Source organism: Pedobacter sp. ASV1-7, from assembly GCF_040203335.1.
Classification (GTDB): Bacteria; Bacteroidota; Bacteroidia; order Sphingobacteriales; family Sphingobacteriaceae; genus Pedobacter.
The window spans coordinates 111,524-136,639 of record NZ_JBEHBV010000007.1 but is presented as its reverse complement, the minus strand read 5'-3'; the positions used below and the strand labels follow the sequence as shown (position 1 = coordinate 136,639).

The window sequence follows — 25,116 nt, the reverse complement described above, 5'->3', positions numbered from 1 at the left end:
AGCATGAAATTATACATTTATATTGTTTTAGCTCTCGTTGTTTTTACCTTTTATCAATGCCAGACACATAGAAAAACAGTTGAAGTTAATAAAGAACTGATCCCGGATACGAGTAGCTCACAGGTTATTTCTGCTGAAGCTTCTATTAAACTTATGAAAGTTGAGGATGGATTTGAAGTAAAACTTGTTGCTGCAGAACCTTTAATTTCGGTACCAGTGGCTTCAGTATTTGATGCGAAAGGCAGGTTGTGGGTAGTGGAAATGGTTGGGTACATGCCAGATGTTCAAGGTAAAGGAGAGGATATACCCAACGGGAAAATTGTGATTCTTGAAGATAAGAATGGTGACGGACAGATGGATACAAGGAAGGTCTTTTTGGATTCGCTGGTGTTGCCAAGAGCAATCTGTTTGATAGATGGGGGTATTTTGGTCGCCGAATCACCTAATTTATGGTATTATGAGATTAAAAATGACCAACCGGGCAAACGTGTATTGGTTGATAATGAATATGCTGCAGAGGGTAATGTAGAGCATCAGCCAAATGGACTTTTGAGAGCGCTGGATAATTGGATTTACAATGCTAAATCCACTAAGAGATACCGTAAAAAGGGCGACCAATGGTTAATTGAAAAGACTCACTTTAGGGGGCAATGGGGAATTAGTCAGGATAATTATGGTCGGTTGTATTATAATGACAATTCTACTAACCTGGTTGGTGATTATTTTATGCCTGGTTTTGCTGCAGGTAATCCGAATCTTAAACATGTATTTGGATTTGAAGAGAGAATAGTTAGAGATAACAGGGTATATCCGGCAAGGATTACAACAGGTGTAAACAGAGCTTATGTGGCCGGTGTTTTGGATGATAGCTTACGTTTAAAGAATTTTACAGCAGCATGTGGTCCTGTTATTTATCGTGGTAATTTATTTGGTCCTGAATATGATTTCAATGCGTTTGTTGCAGAGCCTGCGGCTAACTTAATTAAACGGAATATCCTTAATGAGAAAGGCTTTGAGGTAAGTGGTGAACAAGCATATAAAGGAAAGGAATTTCTGACAAGTATTGATGAACGTTTCAGACCGGTGAGTTTATACAATGGTTTGGATGGTGCCTTATATATAGTAGATATGTATAGGGGCATCATACAGCATAAAACATATCTGACACCTTATCTGAAAGACGAAATCCTAAAAAGAAATCTAACTGAACCATTGGGTTGCGGAAGAATTTATAAGGTGGTTCCTAAAGGTAAAAGGCTAGCTAAGCTGAATTTTAGTAACAATCCGAAGGTGCTTGTTGGCCTTCTGGGACATACAAATGGAGCCGTCCGCGATATGGCACAGCAGGTATTGATAGATGGTAAACGTATAGATGCTATTCCTTATTTAAGAAAAGCAATTACTGATAAAACTCATTCTTTACTGGTTATTCATGCGCTGTGGGTGTTAGAGGGACTTTCAGTATTGCAGGCTGATGAGGTGCTCAATTTATTGAAATCTGACAATTATAATATTAAAGTTCAGGCTTTAAGTGTAATACCATCAATTATTAACGTAAATTCAAGTGGGGCTTATATTGCTGTATTACAAAAGATGCTGAAAGAGAATGATGAGTTGATAGCTCCGTATATTGCTTTTCTGGCTGGTTACATTAAGCCATATAATGAAAAGGCGACTGATGGATTATTGGTTGCTTTAGGTAAAAAATACCCTAAAAACCGTTATGTCTCTACTGCAGTGATCAGTAACCTTGCTCATAAAGAAGAAGCATTTGCTACTTCAATAGCTAATGTATTACCTGATACGAACCTGGTTATTAATCAACAATTGCAAAATATAATTACTCGATTAAGAAATGATAAAAAGAGCAAGGATCCTGAATTGTTAAATAAAGAATTTCCAAAAGGTGCTGCTTTATTTGCTTCTAGTTGTCAGACTTGCCATGCTGCAGATGGGAATGGAATCAGTTCTTTGGCACCACCTTTAAACAAGTCGGAATGGGTAACAGGGAAGAAGGATAATTTGATTGCTATTGTATTGTATGGTTTAACAGGGCCTGTTAAAGTTAATGGACATTTATATGAAGCCCCGGAAGTTTCTTCCGATATGCCTGGCATAGCACATAGTGATGAAATATCTGATGATGATGTTGCACAAGTATTGAGTTTTATTCGCGGCTCGTGGCAAAATAATGCCGCGAAGGTAAATGTGGAGGAGGTTACTAAGATTAGGAGTTTGTATAAAGGCAGAGATAAACCTTTTACTATAACAGAACTTGAAACGAAATAGGTTTGTTGATGTGGATAAACTTGTGGATAAGCGGTTGATAACATGTTGAAAAACAAGGTTAAATATATTTGCATCAGATAGTTATTCTGCGTATATTAGATCTATCAATTACGGAGTACTTTGACAGTCTGAAAAAATATCCAAAAAGAGATACTTGGCCTCCGGGCAAAAGCCTCTGGAAATTTTGATGGAGCAAGGAAGAGTTAGAATCAATGGAAACAACGATGAAAACTTAAATAATGAAGGCTGAAATATGCCAGAATTTAATTGCATCTGAAACGGACATTATACCAAAATGAAACATTCTACGGAATAAATCAGGAGGATAATTTAAACGGGTATCAACTTCTTAGGAAATTGAGCATACTACGAATTGTAAAGTAAAAAACGAATTGATGCTTGTCTGATAGCTACGGCTAAAGGATGGGTGAAAACGGAGAACTTGAATCGAAAGAAGAAAGGCTCCGTTTTCTTTTTATATGTAATTTACTCGTTCCATACGCTGGAAATTTATTATTTTTATGTGTCATGAGTAAATCGGTAAAACATCCTTCCTTTGAGCAAAAGATCTTCGTCCTTGATACCTCTGTAATTCTTTATGACCACAATGCATTTAAAAACTTTCAAGAACACGATGTAGCAATTCCAATTCAGGTCCTTGAAGAGCTGGATAACATGAAGAATGGAAATGAGACCCGAAATGCAGAAGCGAGGAGCTTTATCAGGCTGATGGATAATACTTCTGGCGACAGGATTATCAATGAGTGGATCCCTTTTAATGGTAGTAAAAGCGGACGGTTTAAAGTGGTTATGGATAATAAACCCGATAAGCTGGACGCGGAAGAGATTTTTGGTAAAGGAAAGTTTGATCATCGTATACTCAATGCTGCATTAAGTCTTAAACAAGAATTTCCAGAAAAGAGGGTGATTCTGGTGTCTAAGGATATCTGTTTGCGACTTAAAGCGAAATCGCTTGAACTATATGCCGAAGATTACGAAACTGGTAAGATTAAAAATGTTGATGAGCTGTATACTGGAAAAGCTACAATTTCAAATGTTTCTGATGAGGTATTTAAAATACTTAAAGCAGATGGAAGTATGGATGCAACCGGACTTGTTTTAACAGATGATTTAGCTAATCACTTTTGTATATTGAAAGGTAAACGTAAGAGTGCTGTAACCTATTATAGTGCAAAAGAAGGTCGGATTTTTACTGTAGCTACCCGTACTATATTTAATATTTCTCCACGTAACGAGGAGCAGTCCTTTGCTATAAACGCATTGCTTAATCCTGATATCAAACTGGTCACCATACAAGGTAAAGCTGGAACAGGGAAAACTTTGCTAGCGATAGCAAGTGCATTAGAACAACGTAAAGATTACAGACAAATTTATGTTACTAGGCCGATTGTTGCTTTAAGTAATAAAGATATCGGTTTTTTACCAGGCGATATAAAGTCGAAAATTGATCCTTATATGGCACCCATATGGGATAACCTGAGGTTTATAAAGGAGCAATACAATGATGATCCTAAAATGCAGGGGCGTATTGACGATTTTGTAAAGACTGAGAAGATTGTGATTACACCCTTGGCTTATATCAGAGGGAGGACGTTAAGCAAGATCTTTTTCATTGTCGATGAAGCTCAGAATTTAACTCCACATGAGATCAAAACAATTATATCGAGGGCAGGAGAAGATACAAAAATTGTTTTTACAGGTGACATTTATCAGATTGATACTCCTTACCTGGATGCTGAGAGTAATGGGCTTTCCTATTTAATTGATAAGGCTAAAAATAATGAGTTGTATGCCCATGTAACGCTTGGGAAAGGGGAAAGAAGTGAGTTAGCGAATCTGGCTAATGATCTTTTGTAGGCGGATAGGGTTTGTGTAAAGAGTTTCTTGATCAAAAAATTCCATAAATTGCGTCTGCAAATTATATTTCATGAATAAACTAACTTTAATGATTGCTATGCTGATGATGTTATCTTGTCAGCAGAGTAGTAAAAAAAACACAGTGACAGATTCTTTAAAAACTGAAGATCCGCATTCTTTTGCACAGCCATCCATAGCTTATGTTGAGCATCTTGACCTTGATTTAAAGGTCGATTTTGAGCAACAACAATTAACAGGAAAGGCAAGTTGGACTATTAATAACAAGGCAAAAGCAAAAGAGATTATTTTTGATGATAGTAAATTAAATATATCTAAGATCACATTAGGGAAAGATGAAAAGGAAGCATCTTATACATATGGGCCTGTTGTGGAATATCTGGGAAGAGCTTTAAAAGTTGCGATTACAGCAGATACAAAATTGATAAATATCTATTATACCACTGACAAAGAAGCAAGTGCTTTGCAATGGTTAAACCCACAACAAACAGCAGGTAAAAAAAGGCCATATCTTTTTACACAGTCGCAAAGTATTGCTGCCAGAAGTTGGGTGCCATGTCAGGATAGTCCAGGTATACGCTTTACCTATAATGCTAAAGTAAGTGTGCCTAAAGATTTACTGGCCTTAATGAGTGCTGAAAATCCACAAACAAAAAATAGCGAGGGACTTTATCACTTTAAGCAAACACATGCCATTCCTTCATATTTATTGGCTTTGGCAGTGGGTGATATAACCTTCAAGTCTATTGACGACCGTACAGGTGTATATGCGGAGCCTTCTGTACTTAACAAGGCGGTTTATGAGTTTGCTGATATGGGTAAGATGGTACATGCAGCAGAAAAGCTTTATGGTCCATATCGTTGGGGTAGGTATGATTTATTGGTATTGCCGCCTAGTTTTCCTTTTGGAGGAATGGAGAACCCTAATCTGACCTTTATTACACCGACCATTTTGGCAGGTGACAGATCATTAGTTAGTATTATTTGTCATGAATTGGCGCATAGCTGGAGTGGAAATCTGGTGACCAATTCAAACTGGAATGATTTCTGGTTAAATGAAGGGTTTACCAATTACTTTGAACGTAGAATTGATGAAGAGATTTTTGGCAAACGGGAAGCTGAAATGCAAGAGGTGTTTGCCAGACAAGCATTAAATGCTGCTATTGTTGATATGGGTGCAGAAAGTAGGGATACCTGGTTACAAACCGATTATACTGGTCGGAATCCTGACGAGGGAACGAATGATATTGCATATGAAAAAGGCTTCTTTTTCTTAAAAACGATCGAGGCAGCAGTAGGAAGAGAAAAATTTGATGCATTTTTAAGAGGGTATTTTGATGCAAATGCTTTTAAGTCATTAAATACTGCCCAGTTTTTAGACTATCTGAAAAAGAGTTTAATTAAAGGTGATAAATCTATAGAAGAGAAGATTGATATAGATAAATGGGTTTATGGGCCTGGTATTCCTACTAATGTGGTTGCTGTAGGGTCGGAAAGGTTTAAGGCTATTGATGCTTTAATGGCAAAATGGCGTAAAACAGGTGTGGTAAAAGGCCTGAGTAAAGAAATCGTATCCAGTAATGAGAAACGTTATTTTATAAGTCAGCTGCCTGCTGATCTAAAAGCGGCAGATATGGCTGCCCTGGATGCAGAGTTTAATTTTACTGGATCACATAATACTGATGTGCAATTGGCCTGGTATACCCTAGCTATACGTCATCATTATAATCATGCGAACAATAATATAAAAGCATATTTATTAGAAAATGGGCGCATGTGGCACATTATTCCTTTGTATAAAGAGTTGATGATTACACCAGAAGGTGCAAAGGTAGCCAGAGCAATTTATAAAGAAGCAAGGCCAAACTACCATCCTATGACCTATCAGGCAATTGATAAGTTATTGAAATAGGAGAATAGTTAACTTTTTTATACAGGTGTATAATTTAGGTGTCCTGATTGGTGTAAAAGTGCTTTGTTTATGCTGAAGGAACGAATTAATAGGCCTTTTTAATTATTGGCACAGTCTTTGTATTTAACATTTCGGTTTAGTTTGGTTTAGGTTGATCTGTGGTGGATCGACCTTATTAACGGGAATAGTCTCTCCGACTTATTCCCGTTTCTCTTTTAAAGACTTAGCACTTTTCTTCTAAAATCGATCTTAAAATTTTCATGTAATTACGCCTATTTTTTATCGCGATTTGTGTTTTTTTTGTTACTGAATTATTACAGAAGATAATGGTGGTTTGGTGAATACCTGCTACTGCTCTGCTACTGGTCAGATACTGGTCTGTTACTGGTCGGCTACTGCTTTTGCAGTAACAAACCAGTGTTAAAGCAGTTTTAAGGCAGTTTTTGTGCGATATCTGTTACATTTCAATGTCAAATGTGACTAATCATAGCACCTAAAAAACTTCGTTATGGAAAAAATAGGATTTTTTTGTTTTACAATTTTATTTCTATCTTTCATAAGATAATTTAAAATCATGATCAAAATACGCTTTCTGTTTTTGTTCCTCTTTATTAGTTCAGCTGCATTTGGGCAAAGACAAAATCTCTATTTTTTAAAGAACAATGGTCAGTATGTTAAGTTACGCGATAGTGCTGATTATCTTAGGATAGTTAAAGAGCCTGAACCAGGGTCAGAATTGTATGTGATAAATGAACATTATCTTGACGGTGCTAATAAAACTATCGGGTATTCAAGTAAAATAGATCCACCTGTTTATGAAGGACAGTATATTTCTTACTTCAAAAATGGTAAAAAACGCTTAATTGGTACTTACAAGAAAGGAAAGCTAGTTGATACTGCATTTAGTTTTTATCCTAATGGAGTTTTGTATATGACAACTGTGTATACTTCCGCTGTGAATGGAGGTAAGGAGCAGAAATATATTAAAAGTGTCCAGGATTCAACAGGTAAAGCACTTGTAGTTGATGGAAATGGTGAGTGTGGAATTTATGATGCTGACTTTAATGTGGGTGTAGAAAGAGGTGGTATAAAAAATGGGCAGTATGATGGAGAATGGATTGGTGGTAATTCTATAGGTAAACCAACATATAAGGAAAACTACGCTAATGGTGAGTTGGTTTCTGGTGAAAGTTTTGATAAGGATGGCACTGTTTATCAATACACAAAAATATATGTTTCACCACAGTTTAAGGGCGGGATGGATAAATTCTATAACTATCTGAAAAAGACAATTCGTTATCCACAAGAGTGTTTGCGAAGCCGCACACAAGGTAAGGTGATGTTGAAATTTATAGTTAAGAAAGACGGTACTATACAAAATATTAAAGTGATGAATTTGGTGCATCCAGAATTAGCAAAAGAGGCAGTTAGGGTAATTCAGGAATCGCCATTATGGGAGCCTGGAGTGGTGAGAGGCAAGCCATCTAATATTGCATTTAATGTACCTGTCTCATTCTCATTAAGATAATGTTCTGTTTATAGTCTGTTCTATTAATCTTTATATACAAGCTTAGCTATATCATTCTCGCATATAACCTTTTCAGGTTTTGCAGGAAGACTGCAATCTGATGTGATACCCCATTTTTTATTAAATATCTTTTGATCAGCAGTGTATTTGTTAACCTTTTGAATAAATACAATAGTGTCAATTTTTGACGAATAGGCTATATATCCGGTTGGGCCGCCACAGGCTTTAGAACCAATTGGTCTGAATTTCCAATCATCTGCAATTTCACATTTGACCTCAGATAAAACTTTTATTTCAGTCATTAGAGATTCTAGTTTAAGTTTATCAGCTTCCATTAAACTTCCATCTTTCTTCTTACAAGCAGATGCTCCTGCAACTATCAATATAGCAATCAATAATTTATAGTTTTTAAAGTTCATGAGTGTGTTTTTTATTTTAGATTTATCATCATTTTTCTGTTGTTACAACTTAAAGATGATGGTTTTAGTTTTCTTTTCTTGAATATAAAACGCATTTGAGCTGCGTAATGCTACAAGATCATTATTATATTCGCATAAAAGCCATAAGAGTGTATTACATATATGATCTTCTTTTTACGTTATTCCATTTATTGATAATTGGATTCAACTTGTTTGGCTGGATATGGCAATCTAGCAGGAAATTGCATTTTATTGTATTAGTTATTACTGCAGGTTCCTGGTTGATATTAGGTATATGGTATGGTTTAGGTTATTGCCCTTTAACTGATTGGCATTGGCAAATAAAAGAGCATTTAGGCGAAATAAACCTACCTAACTCATTTATAAAGTACTATGCAGATAAGCTAACAGGAAAAGATATCTCGGATTCATTTATTGATATGATTACTGGAATAAGTTTTGCTATTGCAGCTGTACTTTCTGTTTATTTGATTTTTTTCTATAAAAGATCCGGTAATCGTGTGTTAAAATAGAACCCTTATACAGATTGTAATACAAAAAAAGAAAATTATGATAAGAGAAGCTTTACCAGGAGATGCACAAGCAATAGCCAGACTTATTATTCTGGCAATGGATGATCTATCCGTGAAATTTACAGGATCTTCTGATCCTGATGAAGCTATTGCACTTTTTGAAAGATTTGCGGCACAGCCAGGCAATCAATATAGTTTTGAGAATACATTGGTTTATGAGGATGAGCAAGGGGTGTGCGGGATGATTAATGCTTATGATGGTGTTGATCTACATACTTTAAGAGCACCTTTTTTAGATTATCTAAATAAAAATTACGGTATTAAACATAATCCTGATGACGAAACAGAGCCTGGAGAGTATTATCTTGATTGTGTTAGTGTTGCTTCTGACCGTCAAGGGCAGGGGATTGGCAAAAAGTTAATTCAAGCAATGATTGATTATGCCCAACAGCGTAAATATTATATAACTGGTCTGCTGGTAAGTAAAGATAATCCTAAAGCGGAGAAATTGTACTCATCGCTAGGTTTTAAGGTTGTCAAAGAAAAAGATTTTATGGGCGGAAAGTATTTTCATATGCAGCATCAGGCAGCATCTGAATAGCCGGATTCTTTTTTTGTCATTCTATAAACGGCGAACATGATCAATGCAGAAAGTATAGACAGCACTAAGTAGCTTTCGCTAAGATGATGTTCGTCTTTTGCTGGTAATATAGAAATGACACTGTAACTTAAGAAAGAAACAATTACATAAGTTATGCCACCTGTTAATCCACTTGCAATTCCCGCATTTTTAGGGAATAATCCCAGACAGAATGTAAAGTAATTATTGAAAATATATCCCGCAGTCACGTGGATTAGGAAAGCGAATATCACCATCGAATAAAGGTTGGAGATGAACTGTATACTAAGAATCATTGTGATTACAAATGCAATTTGCAGAATTAAGTTTGTTGCCATTTTTTTAAAGAATGGACTGTTTATTGTGGCTTTGCCAATGAAACCGCCTACCATCCAGGCGAAGCCTAGTACTAATGAGCTATAGCCTGCAATTACGGGACTTAAATGCAAATGGTGTTCAATTATAAACGGACCAGTCATGTTATATATCATAACCATCGTGTAAGCAAGTCCTAGCATTACTATTCCCAAGCTAAAACTTGCTGTTTTAATCATGTTAATATAAACACCGGTAATTTTTTTAAAGGAGAATTCAGAGAAGTATTTTAAGGTTTCACCACTATAAATGTACTCTAGAATAGCTAAAATTACTGCTAAAATAGCAAGGAAATAGAAATTGGATTCCCAGCTAAATACAGTTTGGAGGTAGCCACCTAAAAATGGGGCTACGATTGGTCCTGTAGACCAAATGATGGAGAAAAGGCTTAAATAGTGTTTGAGCTTATCGCCTTTAAACAGATCTACAAAGTAGGCGCGTTTGGCAACAATGATTGTTCCAACTGTAAAGCCATGGATAACACGCATCAGGTAAATGAGGTAAATGTTATGCGTATTCGCAATTACAATACTTGCTCCTGCAAAAATAATTAAGGAAATAAGGCTAAGTCTATATCTGCCGAAGCTGTCGAGTACACTGCCAATAAATAGTTGAGAAACTCCATAACTAATTAAGAAAAGGCTTAATGTAAGTTGCACCTGTAAGCTGCTAACCTGCATATTTGAAGCCATACTGGGTAATGATGGTATGTATATGTCTGTTGCAAAGCCGGAAAGTGGAAGTAAGGCAAATGCAAGTATGGTAGAGATACCTTGATTTTGCTGTTTAAGCTCTTTTATGTTATTCACTGAAGTGTGTTATTTTAAGGCCTCAAAGTTAGGTTTTCATATATCGTAGTTGTAGTTTTTTAAACATGATAGTGTAATAATTAAATCTTCAGAATTTCATATTCGCTGCGAGGATTGTAATACAAATATTTATTTGTAACTAATTAAAGTTTTAGATTCGTTTATTTGGTTAAAATGTCTGTTTTATTGGTACTTATAGGGTTTGTTTGGGTGTTTTTTTGTACCTTTGTAAATTAAAGTATAGTGATATGAATGATTATAGTGATTTGATGTTGGTTGATAAAAACTCAGGAAAATTAAAAGATCTTGAAGATGCATTGGGTAGGGTTGAAGTAACCTTTGCTCATTGGTTAAGTAAACGTGAAAATATTCATACTTGTGAGAAGCCTGATAGATTAGGTAATTATTACCGGTATTTTTATATTGATAAAGGTATTCAGTTTTATGTAAAAGATGGTCTTCCTCAGGAGATTAAAAATGCATGTTGGTCAGCATATAAGAATATATTTGGTCAATAGCATCTCTGTTGTTAATAGAAACGTTTCTAAATTGAAATGATATTCTGGACTATGTCAGCATTGTTCTATGTTTGCGGCAAACTAACAGAATATGTCAAAAACTAAACTTACAATTAACAATAACGGTTCAGTTAAAATCGAAGGTGATTTTGAGATCGTAGATAGAAACGGTGACGTTTATGGATTACAGGGAAGGACGGTACTTTCTATTTGTCGTTGTGGCTTATCAAAAAACAAACCTTTTTGCGATGGGGCTCATAATGGGCATTTTGAGCATGAGGCTATAGCTTTTGAGCTTCCTCCAAAAAAAGTATAATAAAACAGGCTGTATCATGATACAGCCTGTTTTGCTTATTTCTATTTTATAAAAACATCAATCACAATTCTAAAGGTTTTACTAGCTTTGGCCAAAAATAAATTTTAATTAAACAAGCATGAAGGCAGGGGATTTCGAAGTGAATTATGATGGAAGCAGTGTTATGGCTTCTATAAAGGTAAAACCATCACTTGCTTTAAAAGTATCTTTATATGTATTAAACATCTTACTTATAGCAGTCATTGTATTGTTTACAATTGGAGGTATTGGTATTATCGTTTTGTTCATTCTTGTCTTTGAAATTTTGTTTTTAAGGTACTCAATATGGCATATTCATGGTTCTGAAACCATTATTCTTAAAAAAGACTCCTTAACCTATCAGCGTTTCTATGGTATGATTAAATTGCCAGCTAGAACGATCAACATTAATAAAACGCTAAAAGTAATCCCATTTCATGAAGATTTTAAGGTTGGAAATACGGCTATGAAGCTGATGTTTGAATCGTATGATGATGATAATGAGCCCGTAAATCTTTACCAAACTGCCTTGGTTATCTCTAATGCTGACTATGGTGTTTTTATAAAAGCGTTTAATCAGCTTTATATAAAATAGTCTTTCATTCCTTTTTTTATTTCGATTCCGTTTGAAAAAGTATATCACCATCTTGCTTATATTTATAAGCTTTTCCGTTTATTCCCAAAATGTTAGTATTTGTTCATGGAACATTCAGCACTTCGGTAAAACTAAAACCGATGTAGAAATAGCCTTCATCGCTAATATCATTAAGGAGTTTGATATTGTTGCTATTCAGGAAGTTGTTGCGGGTTATGGTGGTAGTCAGGCAGTGGCCCGTTTGGTTGATGAATTGAACCGTAAGGGGAGTAAATGGGATTATATTATCAGTAATCCTACTTCAAGTTTAGGGAGTTCAAAAGAGCGATATGCTTTTTTGTGGAATGCCGTAAGGGTTAAACGTAATGGAGTGGCTTGGTTAGATGAGAATTATGCAAATGAGATTGATAGGGAACCTTATTTAAGTCAGTTTATGGTTGAAAACAAAGCCTTTACGTTAGTGAGTTTTCATGCTGTTCCCAAAAAAAAGCAACCGGAGCGAGAGATTAAATATTTTAAGTTCTTTCCAGACGTATATAAAGATCATAATCTAATATTTTGCGGAGATTTTAATTTACCGCAATCACATACTGTGTTTAATCCATTAAAGAAAATGGGATATTTAACGGCTTTGGCAGGGCAAAAAACATCTTTAAAGATGGAATGTATTGAAGGTGATTGCCTGGCGTCTGAATATGACAATATCTTTTTTAAATCATCATCATTTCAAGTTTTAAAAGCAGGAGTTGTTCATTTTTATCGCGATTTTAATAGTCTAAAAGAAGCCAGGAAAATTTCTGATCATGTTCCTGTTTATCTTAAGTTTTCACTTGGAGTGATCGCTAAGTGACATTAATTCAGTGATTTTCCAAAAGGGGAGAATGCCAGGTTCATAAGCTTAAAGTGCTGTCTGCCCCAAGGTATTCCAATAATTGTAATACAGAGTAAGATACCAAAGAAGAGGTGTGTAAGTACTATCCAGATACCACCGAAAATGAACCAAATGATATTGCCTAGTAAATTCATGCTTGTGTTTTATTTATAGATTAAAAAGAAGTGTGTTAGTTACAATTTGGTTTGATTTAATGGGAATTTGGATGGTATAGACAGGGGGTTTGAAGTCAAAAGAGCAGCAGATTATTCCTTTTGGCATGGCTATTGTAATCTTTATGTTACATCAAAATCAATTTAACATGAAAAACATAGTGAAAATTTTAAGCTTATTCCTAGTCGTAACAACGGTTATGATGTCTTGTAAAAAGGATAAAGATCCTGCAACTGCCGATTTATTTGTGGGTACCTATAAAGGTTCTGTTTCTTATAACAAAGACGGCACTTCTATTACCAGTCAGGATGGAAAGGTTACTGTAACAAAGGTTGATGATACCTATAGTTTCTTTTTTGGCAGTGGTATTCCTGATATTAAGGGAGTGAAGTTTGAGAAGCAAGATGACAATACTTATATAAGTATTGGAAATGGTTTAACAGGTATTAAAATCAATGCCAGTTCTTTGGTAATGCTGGTTTCAAATGACGGCGCTACCTGGACAGCTAATTGTGAAAGGTAATTTCATATTTTGAATAAAGGAAAACGGCTTGCTTTTTTTAAGGCAGGCCGTTTTCCTTTTTGCCTAATACATTATCTGACTGTTATTGTTTGTTCTGTATGTATTTGTTTTAAAAAATATTCATCATGTGTAACTACTAATAATGTTCCCTGATATTGATTTACAGCGTCAGTTAAGATTTCGATGTTTTGGATATCGAGATTGTTTGTCGGCTCATCAAGAATAATCATGTCTGGAGATTTGTTGGTCAGCGTTAATGAACAAAGCATTAATCGCATTTTTTCTCCTCCGCTAAGTGTTTTACAAGGTTTATCCCAGTGTGTTTTTGTAAATAGAAATCTGTTCAAGCGGGTTTTTATTTCGTGTTCCTGCAGTTCCCCAGAGTTGTACTGTTGTGCCTGCTCGTATACACTTATTGTATTGTCAATAAGGGAATAATCCTGGTCAATATAAATAGCTTTATAATCAGCTCTTTTAAGAACTCCCTCAGTTGGTTCATGGATGTTTAAAATCATCTTGATCAAAGTTGTTTTTCCTGAGCCATTTAGACCTTTAATTACTACACGTTCTCCACTGTTAATTTGAAAGTTTAAGGATGATTCCCATAAAAGCTGATTGTTATATCTAAAATTAATGGCTTTTGCTTCAATCAAGTTCTTTCCTTTGTAAAGAGAGGAGGTTCCAAAAATCATTTTCATTTTATCTACCTCAGCTACCGTTTTTCGCAATTGAGTTAGTTCCTCTGAAAGTGAACCGATCTTTTCTGTATGTACGCTTTTTATTTTTGAAGCACTTTTTTCCGCACCGTTTTTAAGTGTGTTCATCATGATTGTTGGTAATCCCGCTTTTTCTTGTTTCTTTTTTCCGCGTGCATCAAGTTTTTGTTTTCGTTCTGCAGCTTCTTTTTCTATCTCCTTTGCTTTTCTTAATGCTTTTTCCCTGTGTTTTAATTCATGGTTTAGTGCGTCGTATTCCATTGCTTTTTGCGTAGCATAAAAATCATAGTTCCCACCATATATTTTAATGCTGTGCTTATTGAGCTCCTGTATTGTGTTGAGTAGATTTAATAAAGTTCTATCATGGCTTACAGTTATCAGCGTGTTTTTAGTGCTTTGAATGTAATCGTATAGCTTGTTTCTACTCCAGGTGTCCAGATGATTACTGGGTTCATCTAGTAAAACGATTTCAGGACGATGTAATAATATCCCGGCAAGGAAAGCTTTTGTTTTTTGTCCGCCACTAAGGGTTCCCATTTTTTGACCTAAATCCAGGCTGTCAATTCCCCAATGAGAAAATGCTTCTTTACATCGCTCCTCTATTGTCCAGTCGTCCTCAAGTATTGTTAAGTGCTGATCTGTTGCATTGCCTTTTAAGATTTCATTTAATGAGTTTATTTTTTTATCTATTTGGAGTGCCTGAGCAATACTATAGTGGTTGAATTGTCCAAAAATCTGAGGTAAGTAATAGGGGGAAGAGTTTGTTTTTATATTCCCGTATGAGGGTATTAATGTGCCTGATAAAATCTTAAGTAGTGTAGATTTACCGACTCCATTATTACCAATTAGTGCAATTTTATCATGTTTGTTTACAATCAGATTTATATTTGTAAACAATATATCCTTGTTTGGATGTATATAAGTGATGTCTTGAAGAATGATCATAATTTCTTTCTTTTTAGAAGGTGAATAACTACACAGGCCAATTGTATTGGTTGTGTTTATTTTTCCGAAAGAAATTAAATCCTACATGAATGTTTTTTTTGTTGCTTCTGCAAAAATAAGATTTTTTGTTTACTGATTATAGTTTATTTATTAGAGTTTAAAAAAATGCCCTTTAAAAAGCTTCAGTTAAGCCTAGGAACAGTCCTTTAGCTCCATATTTTCCTATTGCATAATCCAGGCATAGATTGGTTCTGGTTGCTTTGTTAAATAAGATCCTTAAACCCGCACCTCCTGCTGGTTGCCATTGTTCAAATAAACGGGTGCCTAGTTTATCATTGGCGGTTTGAATATTAAAAAAGGTCACCCCGCTAATGAATTTGTTTCTAGTGATAGGGAAACGGTATTCTAGTTCTGAATAAAAATACTGTGGCCCTTTAAAGTAAGTGATGGTATAGCCTCTGCCGCTACGGAAGTAGGTATCCCTTCCGGTTCCAGGTAGCTCGAGATAGGGCAGGGCACCACTTACCAGGTATGAGCCCCAATTCCAGAAAGCAATGACATGTTCTGGGTTTCTGTCTGATAAACTCCAGTATTTTCTAAAATCGGTGGTGATTTGTACTGCGTTCTTTGTACTTGCCATCCAGGTTTGGTTTATTCGAATTCCTGCGTCAGCATAAATGCCTTTGTAGGCTCGGTTCTGATTGTCTCGAGTAGTATATTGAATATTGAAAAGTAAACCATTAGATTGATAATGATCTCTGTTGAAGCCATAGCGGTCACTATAAATGTTATAAGGCGTTAATTCATTTGTGTTTCCGCGATCTTCAATTTTTCTTCTGATTTCAAATGATACTCCAGCGCCTAAAAATAAGCCAGGTTGTACTTGTTTGTATACTTTTTCTCTGAAGTTGTAGTATTCTGCATGAAGTACATAGCCTTTTCTGTCTGGGTTTGTTAATACCAGATCGGCTTCACTTCCTTGTGCTGCGTTGCCAATTCCTAAGCCAAAATCAGGAACAACGGTTTTTGCTGCAACTAAACTACCTTGAAGGTTCCATTTATTGCTGGGAGTATAAACATTATGATTTAAATAAACATAAATGATTCCCTTGGTGGTTATGGAAGCAGATGTTGCTGCTATTGACATCAATGTATTTGGTGTTTTTCCAAGTACCTTACCTGCTACAGCCTTAATGCCTATTTGTGCACCAATACTTGGATTATAGGCTACATTAGGTATAATGGTTACGGGCGATTTTTTATTGGATGTGTTATTTTTCTTTTTAGGCTGGAAAATGTTTGAAAATAAATCACCGACATCATATTGGGTATTAGTAGTGTCGTTTTTTACAGGAGCTGTTTTTAAAGTGTCAACTACAGGCTGAACCTGAGCATATGTATGTTGTTTAGCTGCAAAGAGCAACAATATTGAAATTACTCTTAATGAGTTACGAACTGATTTTTTTTGATGAAATTTCAATATTCTCTGTTCTTATTTTCAAAGATAGTGACCGTTATTTTTAATTAACTATTTAACACTGTTTATTGTTTTAATATTTCTTGTGTGTTAACGCGTTGCAACAATAAATAGTCTGGGAAAAGGGAGCAGTACGTTTCCATTGTCATATACCGGGTAGACTTTTGCAATTTCAGCGGTATATTTTTCCAGGAATACAGATTTTTCATTCTGATCAAGTGGTGCTAAAAATGGTCGTAATCCTGTACCTTTAAGCCATTCAACTATTGCTTCATGACCGCCGCATAAGGGGTGGAAATATGTCGTACGCCATATATTTAATGTCGATGCTTTGTCTTTAAGTAGCTGGTAGTACCACTCGGCACTTTCTCTTTTGTTGCGTTTTGATCGATCCTTAAGCTTATCGGCCCAGGTCCCACCTGATGCAATCTTGCGCATTAATACATGAGTTGGTTCGTTTAAGTTATCAGGCATCTGAACTGCAAGTGAGCCATTTTTATTTAGTTTTTGGATCAGTGATGGAAAAAGTACCTTATGATCAGGGACCCATTGTAATGATGCGTTGGCTAATATGACATCATAAAGGCTTTCTTCTTTCCATTTTGTGATGTCTGAGATTTTAAAATGAACATCAGGCATTCGTTCCCGGGCTGCTTTTATCATGTCGGCAGAGCTGTCTATCCCGGAGATAGATTTAGCTTTTGGGAAGCGGGCAGTGAGTAATTCTGTTGAATTACCCGGTCCGCAACCGATGTCAATAACTTTGTTTACTTCGTTTGTGGGAATCTGATTGATCAGATCGATGACTGGCCGATTTCTTTCTTGTTCGAATTTAATGTATTGGGAGGCTGACCAAGTATCTTCTTTCATGTTTTTTTGAATATAAAGTTATGGATTTATAGTTTTGTTTTTTGTTATATTAGCTGGCAATCAGACTACGCAACTCCTACCTCAATGACTAAAAAGATTGTTATTTGTGATGATCATATTCTTTTTTCTAGCGGATTAACTGAATTGCTTAAAAAAAATACCGGCAAGTATGATATTATCAGTTTTAAGGATTCTGTATCTTGTAAACAGTATTTACAGCAGCACCTTGTGGATGTGTTTATATGTGATCTGAATATTGATAATATTGATGGTTTTGTATTAATCAATGAGCTTAGGAAGGAATTAAAAGGAACAAAGGTTATAATTCTGACTGCTTATTATGAAGATTTTCTGATACAAAAGGCTGAAAAGGCTGGGATTCATGCATTTTTAAAAAAAGAAACGGAGGCTAATGAGTTGATTTCTGTTATAGAAATGAATATGGATGCTTCGTTTTATACGAATAAAGGAGTTAAGAATTATAGTAATTCATTTCAGGAAATTGATACGAGCGTTGCAGCTAAATTCAGGTTGTCCGGTCAGGAAAAACAGATTATCAGATTAATTATAGAAGGTAAGACCAGTAAAGAAATAGCTGAGATACTATTTATCAGTAAGACTACTGTAGATACGCATAGAAGAAATATAAATAGAAAACTAGAGATAGGTAATAGTGCTTCTTTGATAAAGTTTGCTAATGAAAATAACCTGTTTTCTTAGTCTTTTTTTATTGAATGTGGTTTCATTTGTTTACGGACAAGGGGAGCTGGAGGTTAATGCTGGATATGCTGTTGATACAAATTCTACATGGAGCATAACAAATATTAGTGAAAAAAGTTTCAGACCTTATCAGATCGGCGAAAGGATTGATATTGGTTACAATGATAGCACTGTTGTCTGGTGTGATGTCAAAATAAGAAATAAGAGTTTACTTAATGATGGTGATGCCTGGCTGAGTTTTAATAATAATCATATAGATAGTCTTGTTATTTATGAAAAGGGGAAGTTAGCAGGGATCCTTGGTGATCGTACTATTTACAGCAGTCCTTTTTTAACCTCGCTTGCTTTTCGGGTTAAATTAAAACCCGGGGAGGAAAAAGTGTATTACGTTAGTGTAAAAAAGGAGATTTCAGCATTAGGTTTTTCTTTTAATGTGGTTGATCGTGATAGTCTTGCTCGTGAATCGAATGTAAAGATTGCGGTGATTTCATTTTTTATGGGCATTGTTTTTTTGCTTGTTCTATTTAATCTGCTCTTGTTGTTTATCACCAGGAAAAGATTGTTTCTGTTTTATATTTTGTATTCAATGCTGAGCATGTTGTATATTTTGGTGTCTACTAATTATGCAAAGCATTTATTGTTTCCTGATTTTTTATTTTATAGTGAGTTAAGGATTTATGTGGCTTTTTTTTGGGTGATTGCGTTAAGTGCTTTCTTATCACATTATCTGAGTTTGAGGAGGTTTGATCTTATAAAGTACAGGATTATTCAAGGACTTAATGTTTTTAATTTTTGCCTCATTTTGGTTAGCATAGCATTATTGCAGTTGGATAAACTTGGTTGGATCAAAGGCTTTATGTTGTTGGGCTATTTTAATTTTCTTGTAGCCTTAATACTTATGGCCTGGAGCGCTGTGTTACATTTGAAAATAAATAAACATGAGGCAGTCTATGTTATTCTTGCTTTTTTGCCGCAGAATATCTGGGGTTTATGCTTTATATTGAACTTTTTTGGAATCATATCAATTGACGTAAAAGTTGATGGGTTGATGTATAGTTGCTTGTATGAAGTTCTGCTTTTTGGTTACGTGTTAACTAAAAACTATATAGATACCTTTCAGAAAAATAACAAGCTGATCAGGGAAATTATACTGGAAAAAGAGAAATCGCTACAAGCTATAACGCAGGTTCAAATTAGGGAGCGTAGATCCATAGCAAATATTATACACGATAATTTCGGAAGTAAGTTGGCTTATGTATTGCAGTTGATTCAGCTTAAGAATATAGCTCTGGCGGAAGAGAACATTAAAATCCTGACTAGTGATATTAGAGAGGTATCGCATCAGATTTTACCTAAATCTTTAGATGAGGGGGCATTAGTGTCTAGTTTGAAAAGTCAGGTGTTAAGCTTAAATGTTGGATTAGGAAATGCGGAGATTGATCTGTTTTCTTACGACTTTCCTGAGCGTTTAGACGAGGTGTGGATTTATGATTTATATCTGATTTCCCTGGAAATTATAAATAATTCTTTAAAGCATGGTGATGCAAGTTCGATTATTATAGAGTTATACGGGTATCCAGATGCTTATGTTTTTCAATATAGTGATGATGGCAAGGGATTTGACCTGAGTCGTGTAGCAAAGGGTTTTGGTCTCGAGAACATAGAAAAAAGAGTAAGATATTATAAGGGGGATTTTGAAATAAATAGTACCTCAGGTGAAGGAACTGTTGTGCAGATTATTATTCCGATCCAATAAAAAGATTTTTAAATCCATTTTGGAAGGTAATAGCCTATGGATCATTCATGTCTGTGATTTTTATTTGTTATTTAGTTTTTAAAATTTGTAAACTTTTTGTGATTAATAAGAAGTCAAGTGTTTGTTTTTCAATTTATTGCGTGATTTTTTATGAAACTTTATGGATTTAATGTTTGTTGTGGGTGTGCAGAAAATGTATATTTGTGATCTACATTTATTAAAAGAAAACTCAATATATTATGAAAGTTGAATCCCTGGAACCAGTTCAAATTACCTATACCTCTGATGAAGCTTATAATAAATCTCTTGACTATTTTAAAGGTGATGATTTAGCTGCCCGAGTTTGGGTAAACAAGTATGCCTTGAAAGATTCTGAAGGGGTTGTTTATGAAGGAACACCAGATGATATGCATCATAGAATTGCATCTGAGTTAGCTCGGATAGAGCAGCGTTATGCTAACCCTTTATCTGAAACGGAAATATTTGAATTGATCAAAGATTTTAAATATATCATCCCTCAGGGAAGTCCGATGACAGGTATTGGTAATCCATATCAAATCGCTTCACTTTCCAATTGTTTCGTGATTGGTAATGATGGAGATTCTGATTCTTATGGCGGGATTATGAAGATTGATCAGGAGCAGGTACAGTTGATGAAGAGACGTGGAGGTGTAGGACATGATTTGTCGCATATACGCCCTAAAGCATCGCCTGTAAAGAATTCTGCACTAACTTCTACTGGTATTGTTCCGTTTATGGAGCGTTATTCAAATTCAACCCGAGAAGTTGCACAAGATGGAAGAAGAGGAGCATTAATGCTTTCTGTAGCTATCAAACACCCAGATGCAGAAGATTTTATTGATGCAAAAATGGAACAAGGTAAAGTTACTGGAGCCAATGTTTCTGTGCGTATTGACGATGAGTTTATGAAAGCTGTAGCTTCCGGCGAATCTTATTTGCAGCAATATCCAATTCATAGCGATAGCCCACTTTATCAGAAAACTATAGATCCGACACAATTATGGAAGAAGATTGTACATAATGCCTGGCGTTCTGCGGAACCTGGAATTTTGTTCTGGGATACTATTATCAGAGAATCTGTGCCTGATTGTTATGCTGACTTAGGCTATCAGACGGTATCTACTAACCCATGTGGTGAAATTCCATTATGCCCTTATGATTCGTGCCGATTGCTGGCTATCAATTTGTTTTCTTATGTAGATCAGCCTTTCACTTCTAAAGCGAAGTTTAATTGGGATTTATTTAAACAACATATTCATGCGGCTCAGCGTATCATGGACGATATTATAGATCTGGAACTTGAAAAGATAGATGCGATTCTTGAAAAGATCGCTGAAGATCCGGAAGGAGATGAGATTAAACGTACTGAAATGAACCTCTGGTTAAATATCCAGACTAAGGCTAAAGAGGGAAGAAGAACTGGGATAGGTATTACTGCTGAAGGTGATATGCTTGCGGCTATGGGATTGCGTTACGGTAGTGATGAAGGAACTGCATTTGCGGTAGAAATTCATAAGACCATTGCATTAGAGGCATATCGTTCATCAGTGATTACTGCAAAAGAAAGAGGTGCATTCACCATATTTGATGCATCACGTGAAAAGGACAATCCTTTCATCAATAGACTTAAAACGGCAGATCCAGGTCTGTATAATGATATGATGGAATATGGAAGACGTAATATCGCTTTGCTGACTATTGCACCTACGGGAACAACCAGTCTGATGTCCCAAACCAGTTCTGGAATTGAGCCTGTATTTATGCCGGTTTATAAAAGACGTAGAAAAGTAAATCCGAATGATAAAGATGCAAGGGTTGATTTTGTGGATGAGGTAGGAGATTCATGGGAAGAATATGTCGTTTTTCACCCGCGCTTTAAGCAATGGATGGAAGTGAACGGGCATGACCTTACTAAAAACTATGCACAAAAGGACCTGGATAAGCTGGTAGAGTTATCTCCGTATTATAAATCTACCTCTAACGACGTTGATTATCTGAAAAAGGTTAAGATGCAGGGGGAGATTCAGAAATGGATTGACCATTCTATTAGTGTAACTATTAATATGCCATCTGATGTAACTGAAGAGCTTGTTGGAGCTGTTTATATGGAGGCATGGAAGTCTGGATGTAAAGGAGTTACTGTTTATAGAGATGGTTCACGCTCAGGTGTGTTGATTTCTAATGATACTCCAGAGGCTGAAGAGGAAGAGACGGCTGGTCATTCTGTTTTCTCAACAACAAGACCTGCAGTTCTTGAAGCGGATGTAGTACGTTTTCAGAATAGCAAAGATAAATGGATTGCCTTTATTGGTTTAATAGATGGAAAACCTTACGAGATCTTTACTGGTTTTGCTGATGATGAGGATGGGATCTTATTGCCAAGATGGGTGAATGATGGGGTAATTATCAAAAGTCGTGAGGCAGATGGTAGTTCGAGATATGATTTCCAATATAAAAATAAGCGTGGTCATAAAACCACTATAGAGGGACTATCATATAAGTTTAATCCGGAATACTGGAATTATGCTAAATTGATTTCGAGTACATTAAGGCATAGTATGCCTATTGAAAAGGTTGTAGATTTAATCAATAGTTTGCAACTGGATGAAGCCATAAATACCTGGAAAAATGGAGTTGCACGTGCATTAAAACGTTACGTTCCAGATGGAACAGAAGCTAGAAAACAACAATGTCAGAATTGTAATTCTACCAATCTGCATTATCAGGAAGGTTGTCTTACTTGTAAAGATTGTGGTTCATCTAAATGCGGATAAATATTAAAAGTAAATGAAAACAGATTATTCCCATAAAGCGACTAACGAAGAGATTGCAGCAAGGTTTGATAATGATGTTGAACGTTTTTCTAACCTGGAAACGGGGCAATTGTCGACTATTGATGCGCCAATTTCTATGGAGCTATGTACAGAAGCGGCAAAATACGTTAATCCACAGGCAAAAGAATTGTTAGATATAGGATGTGGTGCAGGTAATTACAGCTTGACCATGCTTAGTAAGATTCCAGATTTGAATTGTACGCTTAATGATCTGAGTATGCCGATGTTGGAGCGGGCAAAAGAACGTGTTTCTGAGTGGACGAATGGTAAAATAACTATTCTGCATAATGACATGCGTAATCTGGACTTGCCGGATAATCATTTCGACATTGTCTTGGCTGCTGCTACATTTCATCACTTACGTGATGATGCCGATTGGGAACTTGTTTTTACTAAAATCTATAAAGCTTTAAAACCTGGTGGTAGTTTGTGGATCTCTGATTTAATTAAACATAACTCGGTACCGATTACTAATCTTTTTGAGCATAAGTATAGGGGGTATCTTGAGTCATTGGGTGGACCTGAATATGCGCAAAAAGTTTTTGATTATGTGGAGTATGAGGATACTCCACGTTCCTTAAATTATCAACTTTCTTTATTGCACAAAGTAGGATTTTCAACAACTGAAATACTGCATAAGAATTCTAATTTCGCAGCATTTGGTGGGATAAAATAATCCCATCAAAAACCAGAGGTTAGGCTAAATCATTTCGCGCTCAAATATTTCCTGGACCATGCTGATCTGCTCTGCATAGATAGATTTCTTTCGTGTTCCAAAGTATAGGGTGTTTTCAATAACCTTATTACCTTCCCAGATAATTTTAATATCACCAGCATCTAATTCTTTTTTAGAAAGGAAGTCAGGAATTACAGCTACTCCCTTTCCACCGCTCAGGCATCTGATAATCGAACTGATATTTGGGACGATAAAGTTAGGTTTGAAGTCAGGACGTTTCCCAAAGTTCTGATGCCAGAATCGACGTAAATGCTCCATGTCGCCAGCTGTACCATACCAGGTTTGATCTTTAAGCCAGGTTTGAATTTCGGGAAGACTGTTTTTGTTAATGAGTTTTTTTATTTCCTCAATAGGAGTGTGCTTACCTGCTACCAAGACTATTTTCTCCGTGAAAAACGGCTTGTATTCTAATCCTTTATAATCGCCTTTTTGTGGAGTAATGATTAGGTCAAGAATGCCGTTGTCCAGGTCGCCCAACATTTGAGGATATTCCCCAAATTTAATGATCACATTAAAGGGAAGGGTTGGGAGGTAAGGCTCTAAGGTAAATTGGAAAGTTTCAAAACACATACCTATACTAATGGTAGGTACATCCTTTTCAGTACTTTTATGAAAATGTCTTTCTGCTTCTTCTAATTTGCAAATTGCTTCCTGAACATAATTGTACAAGATTTTTCCGCGTTCGGTCGAAACCATTTTTCTTGATGTACGATCAAATAGTTTATATCCTACATAAGCTTCCAGGGAGCTTAAGTGCAGGCTTACTCCGGGTTGTGATATGAATAAGGATTCAGCAGCTCCTGTTAGCGATCCTGTTTCATAAATTGCCTTAAAGGTTCTAAACCATTCTAAGTTTGTCATGATTTATCTATTATAATTATGATACAAATGTATGATTTATATTATTTTAATGAGATAATGATTGCAGGTAAATTTGTAGTGTAATAATTAATAGAAGATAAAATAAAAAACATATTTATATGAAAAACATATTTGTAATAAACGGAGGACAGGTATTTGGTCATTCTGGTGGTTTATTTAATAAAACACTTTCAGATTTTACAATAGATTTCTTTAAAAAGGAACTTGATTTTAATTTACGGTACACAGATATTAATCAACCTTATGATCCTAAACAAGAAGTAGAGAATTACAAATGGGCAGATGTTGTTATTTATCATACTCCAATATGGTGGTTTCAGGTCCCTCATGAATTTAAGAAATATATAGATGTTGTTTTTACTGAAGGACACCAAACTGGAATTTATAAAAATGATGGGCGTTCATCTGTTGATCCGGCAATCAATTATGGTACTGGAGGAATGTTGCATGGTAAACAATATATGTTGACGACTTCATGGAATGCGCCTAAAGAAGCATTTACAATGCCTGGCGAGTTTTTTAATGAAACAAGTGTAGATGATGGACCATTATTTGGGTTTCATCGGATGAATGCGTTTACGGGTATGATGCCTTTAGAGAGTATTCATTTTCATGACGTAGAAAAAAATGCGGATATACAGGTCGATTTGAAAAGATATCAAGCACATTTGAGTAAAGTGTTTGTTGGGGAAGAGGTAGGAAGTTAGATCCTTTGAATGATGTAATCATTTTTTTCTATTATAATAATCAATATGCTATTGCTA

The 25,116-nt window shown here is 35.5% G+C and carries 23 protein-coding genes; 16 read left to right on the top strand and 7 right to left on the bottom strand.

All coding sequences use genetic code 11. The annotated features are described in order from the left end of the window. The first annotated feature begins 3 nt into the window (after positions 1-3). The 4 genes from ABDJ41_RS16575 (at position 4) to ABDJ41_RS16560 (ending at position 7,625) form a co-directional block, all read left to right on the top strand. Positions 4-2,289, top strand: coding sequence for a DUF7133 domain-containing protein (locus ABDJ41_RS16575; RefSeq protein WP_349787191.1), 2,286 nt, complete (start codon positions 4-6; stop codon positions 2,287-2,289). Between the two features lie 528 nt (positions 2,290-2,817). Next, complete coding sequence (locus tag ABDJ41_RS16570) at positions 2,818-4,167, top strand: PhoH family protein (protein ID WP_349787190.1); 1,350 nt, start codon at positions 2,818-2,820, stop codon at positions 4,165-4,167. Positions 4,168-4,237: 70 nt separating this feature from the next. Further along, positions 4,238-6,097 (top strand): M1 family metallopeptidase, encoded by a 1,860-nt coding sequence (locus ABDJ41_RS16565; RefSeq protein ID WP_349787189.1) that lies wholly within the window; start codon positions 4,238-4,240, stop codon positions 6,095-6,097. 574 nt (positions 6,098-6,671) lie between these two features. Then, on the top strand, positions 6,672-7,625 hold the full coding sequence (locus ABDJ41_RS16560; RefSeq protein WP_349787188.1) for a TonB family protein: 954 nt from the start codon (positions 6,672-6,674) through the stop codon (positions 7,623-7,625). 23 nt (positions 7,626-7,648) lie between these two features. Here the strand turns inward: ABDJ41_RS16560 and ABDJ41_RS16555 are convergent, their stop codons facing one another. After that, complete coding sequence (locus ABDJ41_RS16555) at positions 7,649-8,044, bottom strand: hypothetical protein (RefSeq protein ID WP_349787187.1); 396 nt, start codon at positions 8,042-8,044, stop codon at positions 7,649-7,651. 149 nt (positions 8,045-8,193) lie between these two features. Here ABDJ41_RS16555 and ABDJ41_RS16550 point away from each other — a divergent pair, with 149 nt between their 5' ends. Next, positions 8,194-8,577 carry a DUF2784 domain-containing protein gene (locus tag ABDJ41_RS16550; RefSeq protein ID WP_349787186.1) on the top strand — a complete coding sequence of 128 codons (384 nt, stop codon included), beginning with the start codon at positions 8,194-8,196 and terminating at the stop codon, positions 8,575-8,577. 37 nt (positions 8,578-8,614) lie between these two features. Further along, a complete protein-coding gene (locus tag ABDJ41_RS16545; RefSeq protein WP_349787185.1) occupies positions 8,615-9,178 on the top strand; it encodes a GNAT family N-acetyltransferase in 564 nt (187 codons plus the stop codon). On the opposite strand, the gene ABDJ41_RS16540 is transcribed toward ABDJ41_RS16545, so the two are convergent. Then, positions 9,160-10,380, bottom strand: coding sequence for an MFS transporter (locus tag ABDJ41_RS16540; RefSeq protein ID WP_349787184.1), 1,221 nt, complete (start codon positions 10,378-10,380; stop codon positions 9,160-9,162). The two genes, ABDJ41_RS16545 and ABDJ41_RS16540, sit on opposite strands and share 19 nt — an antisense overlap. 248 nt (positions 10,381-10,628) lie before the next feature. Here ABDJ41_RS16540 and ABDJ41_RS16535 point away from each other — a divergent pair, with 248 nt between their 5' ends. The 4 genes from ABDJ41_RS16535 to ABDJ41_RS16520 all read left to right on the top strand — a co-directional run bounded on the left by ABDJ41_RS16535 (position 10,629) and on the right by ABDJ41_RS16520 (position 12,677). After that, positions 10,629-10,898: a hypothetical protein gene (locus tag ABDJ41_RS16535; protein ID WP_349787183.1), complete on the top strand. Its 270-nt coding sequence runs from the start codon at positions 10,629-10,631 to the stop codon at positions 10,896-10,898. A 91-nt stretch (positions 10,899-10,989) separates the two neighbouring features. Further along, positions 10,990-11,214, top strand: a complete 225-nt coding sequence (locus ABDJ41_RS16530) for a CDGSH iron-sulfur domain-containing protein (protein WP_349787182.1) — start codon at positions 10,990-10,992, stop codon at positions 11,212-11,214. Between the two features lie 118 nt (positions 11,215-11,332). Next, positions 11,333-11,827: a hypothetical protein gene (locus ABDJ41_RS16525; protein WP_349787181.1), complete on the top strand. Its 495-nt coding sequence runs from the start codon at positions 11,333-11,335 to the stop codon at positions 11,825-11,827. A gap of 31 nt (positions 11,828-11,858) precedes the next feature. Further along, complete coding sequence (locus tag ABDJ41_RS16520; RefSeq protein ID WP_349787180.1) at positions 11,859-12,677, top strand: endonuclease/exonuclease/phosphatase family protein; 819 nt, start codon at positions 11,859-11,861, stop codon at positions 12,675-12,677. A gap of 2 nt (positions 12,678-12,679) precedes the next feature. Here ABDJ41_RS16520 and ABDJ41_RS16515 read toward each other — a convergent pair whose 3' ends face one another. Continuing rightward, positions 12,680-12,853 (bottom strand): YccF domain-containing protein, encoded by a 174-nt coding sequence (locus tag ABDJ41_RS16515; RefSeq protein WP_349787179.1) that lies wholly within the window; start codon positions 12,851-12,853, stop codon positions 12,680-12,682. A gap of 167 nt (positions 12,854-13,020) precedes the next feature. Between ABDJ41_RS16515 and ABDJ41_RS16510 the strand changes: the two genes are divergently transcribed. Next, positions 13,021-13,395: a hypothetical protein gene (locus ABDJ41_RS16510; protein WP_349787178.1), complete on the top strand. Its 375-nt coding sequence runs from the start codon at positions 13,021-13,023 to the stop codon at positions 13,393-13,395. 71 nt (positions 13,396-13,466) lie between these two features. Here ABDJ41_RS16510 and abc-f read toward each other — a convergent pair whose 3' ends face one another. From abc-f to tam, 3 genes are all read right to left on the bottom strand, one after another. Continuing rightward, positions 13,467-15,056 carry a ribosomal protection-like ABC-F family protein gene (gene abc-f / locus ABDJ41_RS16505; protein ID WP_349787177.1) on the bottom strand — a complete coding sequence of 530 codons (1,590 nt, stop codon included), beginning with the start codon at positions 15,054-15,056 and terminating at the stop codon, positions 13,467-13,469. Positions 15,057-15,228: 172 nt separating this feature from the next. Further along, on the bottom strand, positions 15,229-16,536 hold the full coding sequence (locus ABDJ41_RS16500; RefSeq protein WP_349787176.1) for a BamA/TamA family outer membrane protein: 1,308 nt from the start codon (positions 16,534-16,536) through the stop codon (positions 15,229-15,231). A gap of 87 nt (positions 16,537-16,623) precedes the next feature. After that, positions 16,624-17,403: a trans-aconitate 2-methyltransferase gene (gene tam, locus ABDJ41_RS16495; RefSeq protein ID WP_349787175.1), complete on the bottom strand. Its 780-nt coding sequence runs from the start codon at positions 17,401-17,403 to the stop codon at positions 16,624-16,626. 84 nt (positions 17,404-17,487) lie between these two features. Between tam and ABDJ41_RS16490 the strand changes: the two genes are divergently transcribed. The 4 genes from ABDJ41_RS16490 to ABDJ41_RS16475 all read left to right on the top strand — a co-directional run bounded on the left by ABDJ41_RS16490 (position 17,488) and on the right by ABDJ41_RS16475 (position 23,410). After that, entirely contained in the window at positions 17,488-18,123 is a 636-nt protein-coding gene (locus tag ABDJ41_RS16490; RefSeq protein WP_349787174.1) for a response regulator, read from the top strand. Next, positions 18,101-19,879, top strand: a complete 1,779-nt coding sequence (locus ABDJ41_RS16485) for a 7TM diverse intracellular signaling domain-containing protein (RefSeq protein ID WP_349787173.1) — start codon at positions 18,101-18,103, stop codon at positions 19,877-19,879. The genes ABDJ41_RS16490 and ABDJ41_RS16485 overlap by 23 nt, the downstream gene beginning before the upstream one ends. A gap of 239 nt (positions 19,880-20,118) precedes the next feature. Next, a complete protein-coding gene (locus tag ABDJ41_RS16480; RefSeq protein WP_349787172.1) occupies positions 20,119-22,674 on the top strand; it encodes an adenosylcobalamin-dependent ribonucleoside-diphosphate reductase in 2,556 nt (851 codons plus the stop codon). A 13-nt stretch (positions 22,675-22,687) separates the two neighbouring features. Further along, a complete protein-coding gene (locus ABDJ41_RS16475) occupies positions 22,688-23,410 on the top strand; it encodes a class I SAM-dependent methyltransferase (protein ID WP_349787171.1) in 723 nt (240 codons plus the stop codon). Positions 23,411-23,434: 24 nt separating this feature from the next. Here ABDJ41_RS16475 and ABDJ41_RS16470 read toward each other — a convergent pair whose 3' ends face one another. Then, positions 23,435-24,331 (bottom strand): LysR family transcriptional regulator, encoded by an 897-nt coding sequence (locus ABDJ41_RS16470; RefSeq protein ID WP_349787170.1) that lies wholly within the window; start codon positions 24,329-24,331, stop codon positions 23,435-23,437. 119 nt (positions 24,332-24,450) lie between these two features. Between ABDJ41_RS16470 and ABDJ41_RS16465 the strand changes: the two genes are divergently transcribed. Further along, complete coding sequence (locus ABDJ41_RS16465; RefSeq protein WP_349787169.1) at positions 24,451-25,059, top strand: NAD(P)H-dependent oxidoreductase; 609 nt, start codon at positions 24,451-24,453, stop codon at positions 25,057-25,059. Positions 25,060-25,116: the final 57 nt, after the last annotated feature.

Bases quoted from the DNA above. Each gene is read 5' to 3' on its own strand.
- ABDJ41_RS16575 (WP_349787191.1), top strand. From the start codon at position 4: ATGAAATTATACATTTATATTGTTTTAGCTCTCGTTGTTTTTACCTTT.
- ABDJ41_RS16570 (WP_349787190.1), top strand. From the start codon at position 2,818: ATGAGTAAATCGGTAAAACATCCTTCCTTTGAGCAAAAGATCTTCGTC.
- ABDJ41_RS16565 (WP_349787189.1), top strand. From the start codon at position 4,238: ATGAATAAACTAACTTTAATGATTGCTATGCTGATGATGTTATCTTGT.
- ABDJ41_RS16560 (WP_349787188.1), top strand. From the start codon at position 6,672: ATGATCAAAATACGCTTTCTGTTTTTGTTCCTCTTTATTAGTTCAGCT.
- ABDJ41_RS16555 (WP_349787187.1), bottom strand. From the start codon at position 8,044: ATGAACTTTAAAAACTATAAATTATTGATTGCTATATTGATAGTTGCA.
- ABDJ41_RS16545 (WP_349787185.1), top strand. From the start codon at position 8,615: ATGATAAGAGAAGCTTTACCAGGAGATGCACAAGCAATAGCCAGACTT.
- ABDJ41_RS16535 (WP_349787183.1), top strand. From the start codon at position 10,629: ATGAATGATTATAGTGATTTGATGTTGGTTGATAAAAACTCAGGAAAA.
- ABDJ41_RS16530 (WP_349787182.1), top strand. From the start codon at position 10,990: ATGTCAAAAACTAAACTTACAATTAACAATAACGGTTCAGTTAAAATC.
- ABDJ41_RS16525 (WP_349787181.1), top strand. From the start codon at position 11,333: ATGAAGGCAGGGGATTTCGAAGTGAATTATGATGGAAGCAGTGTTATG.
- ABDJ41_RS16515 (WP_349787179.1), bottom strand. From the start codon at position 12,853: ATGAATTTACTAGGCAATATCATTTGGTTCATTTTCGGTGGTATCTGG.
- ABDJ41_RS16510 (WP_349787178.1), top strand. From the start codon at position 13,021: ATGAAAAACATAGTGAAAATTTTAAGCTTATTCCTAGTCGTAACAACG.
- abc-f (WP_349787177.1), bottom strand. From the start codon at position 15,056: ATGATCATTCTTCAAGACATCACTTATATACATCCAAACAAGGATATA.
- tam (WP_349787175.1), bottom strand. From the start codon at position 17,403: ATGAAAGAAGATACTTGGTCAGCCTCCCAATACATTAAATTCGAACAA.
- ABDJ41_RS16490 (WP_349787174.1), top strand. From the start codon at position 17,488: ATGACTAAAAAGATTGTTATTTGTGATGATCATATTCTTTTTTCTAGC.
- ABDJ41_RS16485 (WP_349787173.1), top strand. From the start codon at position 18,101: ATGAAAATAACCTGTTTTCTTAGTCTTTTTTTATTGAATGTGGTTTCA.
- ABDJ41_RS16480 (WP_349787172.1), top strand. From the start codon at position 20,119: ATGAAAGTTGAATCCCTGGAACCAGTTCAAATTACCTATACCTCTGAT.
- ABDJ41_RS16475 (WP_349787171.1), top strand. From the start codon at position 22,688: ATGAAAACAGATTATTCCCATAAAGCGACTAACGAAGAGATTGCAGCA.
- ABDJ41_RS16470 (WP_349787170.1), bottom strand. From the start codon at position 24,331: ATGACAAACTTAGAATGGTTTAGAACCTTTAAGGCAATTTATGAAACA.
- ABDJ41_RS16465 (WP_349787169.1), top strand. From the start codon at position 24,451: ATGAAAAACATATTTGTAATAAACGGAGGACAGGTATTTGGTCATTCT.